General features: G+C 63.1%; 2 protein-coding genes. Both read right to left on the bottom strand.

Annotation, left to right across the window (positions count from 1 at the left end; all coding sequences use genetic code 11):
• Window positions 1-32: 32 nt before the first annotated feature.
• Window positions 33-5,600, bottom strand: a complete 5,568-nt coding sequence (locus tag N3J91_07365) for a DUF11 domain-containing protein (protein ID MCX8156248.1) — start codon at window positions 5,598-5,600, stop codon at window positions 33-35.
• 24 nt (window positions 5,601-5,624) lie between these two features.
• A complete protein-coding gene (locus N3J91_07360; GenBank protein ID MCX8156247.1) occupies window positions 5,625-8,636 on the bottom strand; it encodes a hypothetical protein in 3,012 nt (1,003 codons plus the stop codon).
• Window positions 8,637-8,639 lie beyond the last annotated feature (3 nt).

Below are 8,639 nucleotides of genomic sequence, written 5' to 3'. Positions count from 1 at the left end.
TACAACTACTTGCTCGCCCCGCTGCGCCGGCCTCAGGGCTGGCGCAGCCGGAAAAACTTCAATCCGCTGCTCAACGGCAGGGTCACCACCCGCCGCCCCTCGCGCACCACCGGCGTCGCCGTCACCGGCACCCATTGCGGATTCGCCGTCAGCGCCGCCGTGCCCTCCAGGGTGTACCCTGGCAGGTCGTGCCAGGAAATCACCAGGTTGCTCCCCGCAATCGCCAGGCTCAACTCGGGCGCGGTGAAGATGCGCAAATTCCAACCGCCCGCGATCACCCCGCTATCGCCGCCCTGGCTGTCATATATGAACAAGGACCAATTCCCGTTCGGGTTGCCCCGGCGCAAAGCCGCAAGCGAGGTGGCAAATTGCGGTTGCACAATAAAGCCCGTGCCGGGGAAACGGTTGGTGGGCGCCAGATTGCCCGGCCGGTAGGCTCCCGTATTTAACGGCTGATCCAACGGCAGCGCCGCCGGCGCGTCATCCGCAAATTGCAGCGACAATCCCTCCGCGTCGTAGCCGCCGCCCGCCCCGGCCATCAACAAAACCTGCCGCCCCTCCGGCGAGACCAGCAGCGCCTGAATATCCGCCGGGAAGGTGTGATGCACATCCAACAACGTCACGTACACCTTGTCCACCACCCCCGTCAGCCCAGACACCTGGATGGTGGAGGGATACGGCAGCGCCGCTGCGCCATCCCGAATGATAATCTCCGCCGGATTGAAATAACTGCCCGGCATCACCGCCGAGCTGGAAAGCCGCACCACATTGTTGCTCACGTTCAAATCGCTCATCGCCGAGCGCACGCTGAAGGCCAGTGTCAGCCGTGCCTCCATCGTCGAGACCGCCCGCAACGTGGCCTGGGCGCTGCCCCGCCGGGCCAGGTGGCCCACCTGCCACGTCAGCCAACCGCCCGCCACGGTATAAGTGCCCGTGGACACGCTCAGGGTGAGGTTGCTGAAGGCCTGCGGCAGCATCGCCCGCACCACCGTGTTGGAGGCCACCTCCGGCCCGGCATTGGTCACCTGCAACGTGTAAGTGAACGGCTGCCCCACCAGCGCCGTGTCCGGCGCCACCGTCCCGCTAATCCCCACATCCGCCACCGCCCCCAGCGAGCCGCCCAGACCCGCCACATATACGGTGGTATCCAACAACTCGTCGCTGGTGTCGGCCACAATGAACGTCAGCCGGTGTTCCGTCAGCTCCGGATTCACCGGCGCGGTAAACACCATCACCGGGTTGGTCTCCCCAATCATGATGACCCCGTCCAGCTCGGTCCCCGCCACGGCTTTCATCGCCGGATGCCGGATGTTCACCGGCATCCCGCCCGCAAACGCGATGTTCTCTCCATCCAGATAAATGCCAAAGCCGTCAATCCACGGCGATTCCACATACTCCGGGAATTCCTCCGAGCCAAACATGACCTTGAACGTCACCCGGTCATAACCCGGCAGGAACTCAAAATAGACATCCAACTGCGTGACATCATAATGCGTATAGGATTCCTCCTCCGAGGCGGTGATCGGATCCAGCAGCCGCTCCTGCTCCTCCGTGGCCTGCACCCCATAAGCCGTCGTCCGCCCGGTATCGGTATTCGGCCCGCTGCCGTAATCGGCCACATTGCCGGTGCTCAACGCCACCCCCGACAACGCCTGCCCGCTGCCAAAGATGTTGGCCGAAGTGAACAACCCCGTCGTCATTCGCTGCCCGCGGCGATGCGCCTGCAGGACCGCCCGCTTGACCTGAATGCCCGTGGCGCCCCCCGTCAGCGCGGCCACCAGCGAATTGATATTGGTGGTGGGGGTAATGACCAGCTCGCCGCCGCCCACCCCCTGCAAAATGGGCGTGATCACCGTCACGGTGTTGTTCGTCGTCACCGGATCATACGCCGGCGCCGTGATGCCCACCGTGCCCACCGCCAGCGTGCCCCCGCCCGGCAAAAAGTCCACCTCCAGGCTGGCCGTCTGGCCCGCCGCCAGATTGCCCACCGCCCACAACACCACCCCGTTGGAAACCGCGGTGCTGCCCTGGCTGGGAAATGCCCCTTGAAATTGCGCCCCCACCGGCAGGTAACAAAACACGGTGGCATTGGACGCCGTTGAAGGCCCGGCATTTTGAGCTGCCACGCTGTAGGTCACCACCGACCCGGCCGCCACCAGCTCCGTGGGCGCGGTCACCCCCACCCGCACATCGGCCGCCGGGGCCACCCGCAACACCGTGGCCACCTCATTGGGCGTCGGATCCGCCGTGGCCGTCACAGCCACCGTCCGGTTGGTCAGCAGCCCGCCATTGCCCAGCGGTTTGACCACGATAACAGCATTCATGGAGGCTCCATTGGCCAGCGACGGCACCATGATGACCTGGGCGTTGCTGCTGCTCATAAACGACCCCGCCGTCACATTGCCCCGCAGGTACTGCACCTGCGGCGGCAGCCAGTTGGTGATCACAATGCCCGTCGCTGTCTGCGGGCCATTATTCAACACCGTCAGCCGCAACGAAACTTCCTGTCCCGCATAGGCGTTGCTGGGCGTTACCGTCATCTGCAGCGCAATATCCGCCGCCGTCCCCGGTACCACCACCGTCTCCAACACCGCCAGGTTGTCGCTCAAATTGTAATCATTCTGCGCGCTCACCGCATAAGCCCGGTTGGTCAACGTGCCCGAGGGCGGCGTCACCACCTGCACCAGCACCGTGGCCGAGCCGCCAATCGGCAGGCTGCCCAGGCCAAACACCCAGACATTGCCGGTATTCGTCACCGTCCCGTGCCCATTGGTCACCCCCACCACCGTTACCTCCGGCGGCAGCCAGTTGGTCACAATCACCCCCGTGGCGTTCAACGTCCCCGCATTCGCCACCGTCAGCTCATACAGCATGGGGAATCCCCCATACGGCACCGCCGGCACCGTCCGCACCGCCGTCACCAAATCCACCACCGGCGTGGGATTGATGCGCGTGCTCCCCACGGCTGAATTGTTCGCGAGATTGGGATCCAGGATCGGCGTGCTCACGCTGGCCAGATTCGTCACCGCGCCCACGCTCAACGCCAGCGCCTCCACCGCCACCGTCACGTTGCTCCCCACCGGCACCACCCCCAGATGAAACACCAGCACCCCCCCGCCCAAATCCTGATACACCGCCCCCGGCGGCAGCCGCACCGCCTGCACCTGCGCCGGCCCAAACCAGCGGTTGGTCACGATGACCGCCGGCGCGTTGGACAACCCTGCATTGGCCACGGTGAGGAAATTGGTGAACCTTTCCCCCGCAATCACCGGATCCGGCGCATCCACCATCGTCAGGCTTAAATCCGCCCGATAGGAGGTCTCCACCACCGTCACCGCGGCCGCCACGTTGTTCGTCTGGTTGGCGTCCACTTCGTCCGACCCGACCACCACGACGTTGGACACCACCCCCACCTGATTCGGCCGCACGACGAAAGTCGCCGTGGCCTGCCCGTTGCTCGCCACCCGCCCCAAATCACACACAATCGCCGAGCCTTCAATGCCGCACCCCGGCCCCAGGCTCACCAGTTGCACGCCCGGATAAAACACATTGGTCACCCGCGTGTTGTCCGCCGCCGACGGCCCGGCGTTGCGCACCGTGATTTGATAGGTCAACGGCTGCCCCTGAATCACCGGATCCGGTGTGTCCGTGACCGTGACAGACAAATCCGCCCCCACCGGCGTGGCGGAGATGCGCGTCGAAACCCAGGCGCTGTTGTTGGTCAAATTATTGTCGTACGTCTCCGCCAGCACACTGGCATAATTGGTGATAAAGCCCGCCTGATTCGGCCGCACCGTCAGCCAGATGAAGGCCGCATTGTAGGCCGGCAAATTCCCCAGCTCAAAAATCACCTCCGGCTCCCGCACCACATAAGCCCCGCGGGAAACCCGCGCCTCCTCCACCTGCAGGGCAAACGCCACATCGCTGCTGTTGGTGCTGTTCTGATGCACCTCCACCGCCAGATAATTCGTGCCCGCCAGCAGGTTGCTCACCGCCACCACCGGCTCCACCAACACCCCTTCCGTGGCCGCGCTGGTGGCCAGCGTCAAAAAGCCGATCGCCCCGCTCGGCATGTTGGTGGTCCGGTAAATCTCCTGCCCGTTCAAATACACCACCGCCCCATCGTCCACCAGCAGCCGCAACCGCAGCAAATTCGTCGGCGGCCCCTGGTAATCAAAAGTGCTGCGGAAATAATACGTGGGAATGCGCCCCAGTTCATTGGTGAGATTGAGCTGGGTCAACACCGGCAGCGGCAGGGGATCCGTCTCATAGGCCAGCACCGCCTCCCCCACCGGCCAGGAGGAATAATCGTAGGCGATTTCCTTCCACGCCACCCCCAACGCCACGTTGGACTGGTTGTAAGCCCACGTATTGCTGAAGCTGACCAGCGTCATATACTGCGTCACCAGCCCCGCGTTGGAAATGGTGGCCGACACAAACTCCACCCCGGACGGCAGGGTATTGGTCAACCAGGTGTTGGTGGCCCAAATCGTCCCCGCATTGGACACCATCAGCGTGTAGGTCAGCAAATTCCCCACCTGAATCGGATCCGGAAAGTCCGTCAGCGTCAGCGCCAGATTGGCCGAGGGTGGCGGATTCACCAGCGTGACCACCGTGGCCGTGTTGTTGCCCGGGGCCGGGTCCGCCGTGCTGCTGCCGCCGGTGGCCCGCACGGTGTTTTGGCCCAGCGTGCCCGCCCGCGCCACCACCGTGGCGGTCATCGTCCCCCCGGCCGGCAGACTGGCCACGCTGAAGACGACATTGCTCCCCTGCACCTGATAGGTGGCGGCCGCGCCGCTCAGCCCAATCAAATCCACCGACATCCCGAAATAAATGTCGCTGCTGGTCGCGCTCTGCTGGTGCACCTCCACCGCCAGCAGGTTGGTCCCCGCCACCAGGTTGGTCACCGCCACGTTGGTGGAATTCAACACATTTTCCGTGTGCGCCGACAAGGCCCCGGTGCTGTACGTAATCTCTCCGGTGGGCAGATTGGTGCGCCAGATTTCCACCCCGTTCAAATACACCACCATGCCGTCATCCAACTGGTAACGCAGGAAAAGCGAGGGGTTGTTTAACAGGTTGGTTACCACGAAGGTGGTGCGGAAATAATACGTCAGGATCCGGCTGCCATTGGCGTCCAACTGCAGCCAGGTATTCGTGGGCACCTGCCACGTGTTGCTGTAACCGCTCTCATTGGCAAAGGCCCCGTAGCCCGTCGGCCAGCTTGTATCATCGTACCCCACCTCCCGCCAGCTCGTGCCCAGGTCCTGCCCGTTCTGGTTGTACCGCCACAGCTTGTTGGTGAAACCCATAACCGCATTGGTAACCATCGCCGCCCCGGAAACGGAAGCATTGGCGCTGACGAAGGTAAAACCCGCCGGCAGAAAATTCGTCAGCCGCACATCGCTGGCCGTATTGGGGCCGATGTTGGAAACCACCATGGTATAGGTGACATTGCCCCCCAACACCAACGCGTTGGGGCTGCCGCTCATGGTCACCAGCAGGTTGGCCGACTGCCCCCACAAGGACACCCCCGCCAGCCCGGCCCACAACGCCCCGCCCACGGCTGCCTTGACGAAACTGCTTAACATGCGCCTCATGACATGGCCGATCCTCGCCCCGGCTCAAGGTTGTATCAATCCAATGTACGGCTCCACCCGCACCCGGTAATACCGCGGCGCCCCCGGCCGCACCGGATCCAGCACCGTCAGCCGCCCGTTTTGCGCCCCTTGCGTTATGGAGGTCAGCGGCAGCCACGGCCCGGACGTCAAATTTGTCGTGTACTCCACCAGGCTGGTGGAATACCGGATGGCCATCCAGGAGAGCTGCGCCTGCAGCGCCGGCGTGCGCACAAACGCCACCCGGAAGTCCAAATCCCGCCCGCTCAAAAACGGCGTGGGATCCAGCTTGTTCGGGATGCCGTCCGCGTCCAAATCCGAGAACATGCTCTGCAGCAGCGCCGCATTGAGCGTGATGGTGCGTCCATCCACCACCAGATTGGTGGAGCTGAACGCCCCGGTGTACTGATACACCCATTGCAGCCGCCCGCCCAGCGCCCCGTTCAGCTTGTCCGGCGACAGGTTGGCGTTGGCAAAATAAATCGTCAGGTTGGGCGCAATCTGCAGCGCCGTCGCCACGTTCGTGGCAAACCCGCGAAACTCCAGATAATCCACATACAACGCATCATTGGTGCCCGCGCCGGCAAACTCGAACAACGCCAAATCCGCCCCGTCCAGCACCAGTTGCCCCAGCGCCGCATTGTTCGTAAAGCCGGCCGGCGTGGCCCCCAGGTTGCGCCCGGCCCATACATGCCGCACCAGCGTGTTGAAGGCCGCGTGGGAGGTGATCCGTGTGCCCAGCAGACTGGCCGTCCGCGGCCGCCGTAAAAGCGTGAAACCGCCGCTTACGCTCCAGTCATTCAACGCCCCCGGCCCGCCGTCGGTGAGCGAGTTGGTCACATCCAACAGCAATGCACCCCCGGCGCTCATCGCCGAGCCAACAGCCGTTAAATTCGCCGCCTGAATGTCCACATCCGCGCGCGAACTCATCCAGCCCCCCGCCAGGGTCCCGTTGGTCAGTCGAAGCTGAATGCCCCCCGCCGAGGCCATCAAGGTGCCGCTGTTCACCAGGTTGGTGGCATAGACCCGATGCGATGCCCCTGTGAGATTGCCCCGGTTGATGAAGTTCAAATACGGCACCTCCACCACCGTGGGCTGGCCGTAGATATTATTCGTCGGCAGGCGCGTCGAAAAATCCGCCGCTTGCGAAATCAAAATGTTGCCGTCATTGGTCAGGTGCTTCAACCGCGGGAACGCCTCCGGCCCCCACGCCGTAAGCGCGGGCAGCACCAGCGAGGCCTGCCGCAGCGCATCGCCGGTCACCGTCAGGGATTCCGCATCCACTTTGAGCGCGGAGCTGGCCGTCACCGCATCGGCAATCACCACATTCGTGGCCCGCGCCGTCAGCTCCCACAAATCCACCGGAATGCTGGGATAAAACTCAAAGTCCACAAACATCACATGATACTCCAGCTCGTTGGTCTCCCAGTTGCCGGCCAGGTTCTGATTGGTGTAATTCACCGACCACACCGCGCTCCACACCGAAATCTGCCCCCATAAGCGATTGTACGCACTCGACACCAGATTCGAAATGCGCAACACGCTCTGCGTCGTGCCAATGTCATACTTCAGGATGGGCGCGTCCACCGAGGACAGCGTGTTGCCCACCAGATTGGACGCCACAATGCTCACCACATTGTCCGCGTGGATGCGCGCCTGCCGCAAATCCAGTGTGTCCGCCTGAATCTCCAGCCGCCCGGTGGCATTGGTGGGATTGGTATATCGCAGGGGCATGAGCCTCCCCAGGCCCAGTCCGTCGTTGGTGGCATTAATCAAGGCGCTGTAAGCTGCATAACGATAGGTCGCCCGGTTGGTCATGGCGCCCGGCGGATAAAACGTCACGTTGCTGTAGGCCAGATTAGGCCCGGTGGAAACACTCCACACCAACGGCGGCTCATAAGTCAGCTCGTAATTGTTCGGCCGCCGCGTCCCGGTGGGCGAAAGGGTGCCGTCCGCCAGATACGCCTTGCGGTCATAGCCTGTCTGCAGGGCGAAATTCGTCAGTTGCATCGAGTAATCCGCCAGATACAACGTCAACTGCCGGCTGGCTTGCGCCACCGGATCAAAATACGTCGCGCGCAGCTCCACCGCCGGAGCACTCTGCCCGACTCCGCCCATGAAACGCACCGTGGGCACAATACCGTTGGCCCAGGCCAGGTTGTTGGTGGGGATAAACACCGCCTGAATCACCGCGCTGGTCAAGCCCACCCGATTGCTCAGCACAAAGGCATCGTATTGTCCATAGGAGCTGCCCAAGAAAGAAGGCAGGCTGACGGAATTGGTTAGCAGCCGGTTGCGGCCCAGCGGCGACAACTGCAATACCTGATGACTGGGCGTCCCCGCCGAGGGCGTGGCAAAATTCAACTGCCGCAGGAAGGGCAGATTCAACGCCGTGCCGTTGCTCCCGCTCAGCGTGCCATCCCGCCCCACCCCCCAGTAGGCATCGGTGACCCCCCGGGGGTTGATGTAACCGTTGGCGAGACTGAGAGTCGAATCCGTTTCCAAATACTCGGGATCCCCTCCCACCCGGATGAAGCTGCGGGATAGATTGACGTTCCGGCCCACCACGCGCAGCAGGCCCTCGATGCCCACGCTCAACGAGCCGGGGCTGACAATGTTGGTGGCCCAGAGCTCCAACCGCGTGGACGCATAAATTTTGCCCTGATTGTGAATCACCGCCGCCGGAAACCGCTCAATCACCGCCGCGCTGGTGTTGGTGCTGAAGTCCAGCCGGAAACCCGGATATCCCTCCATTCGCCCGCTGGATTTATTGGTGAAATAAAGCGTGTACAGCGTGTCGAAGGGCAAATCATAAGCACTGTAACCAGTGGCGGCCCCCACGGCAAACAGCGCGCTGTTGATAAAGGTGGTGGCCGCCACCTGGGGGCTGACGGTGAGATAGGTGGTGTCGCTGTTGTTCTCAAACACCGCCTGCTGGCCCCAAAGCTGGCTGGCAACCATCACGCCTGCCAGCAGCCCGGCGGCGCGCGACTTCATGGTGACGAAACTTCTGCGCATGAC

The sequence above is a fragment of the Verrucomicrobiia bacterium genome (genome assembly GCA_026414565.1).
In the GTDB taxonomy this organism is placed as follows: Bacteria; Verrucomicrobiota; Verrucomicrobiia; order Limisphaerales; family Fontisphaeraceae; genus Fontisphaera.
This window is presented reverse-complemented; position numbering and strand designations above follow the sequence as displayed.

Excerpts from the sequence above, each read along its gene's own strand:
- N3J91_07365 (MCX8156248.1), bottom strand. The coding sequence starts at position 5,600 with ATGAGGCGCATGTTAAGCAGTTTCGTCAAGGCAGCCGTGGGCGGGGCG.
- N3J91_07360 (MCX8156247.1), bottom strand. The coding sequence starts at position 8,636 with ATGCGCAGAAGTTTCGTCACCATGAAGTCGCGCGCCGCCGGGCTGCTG.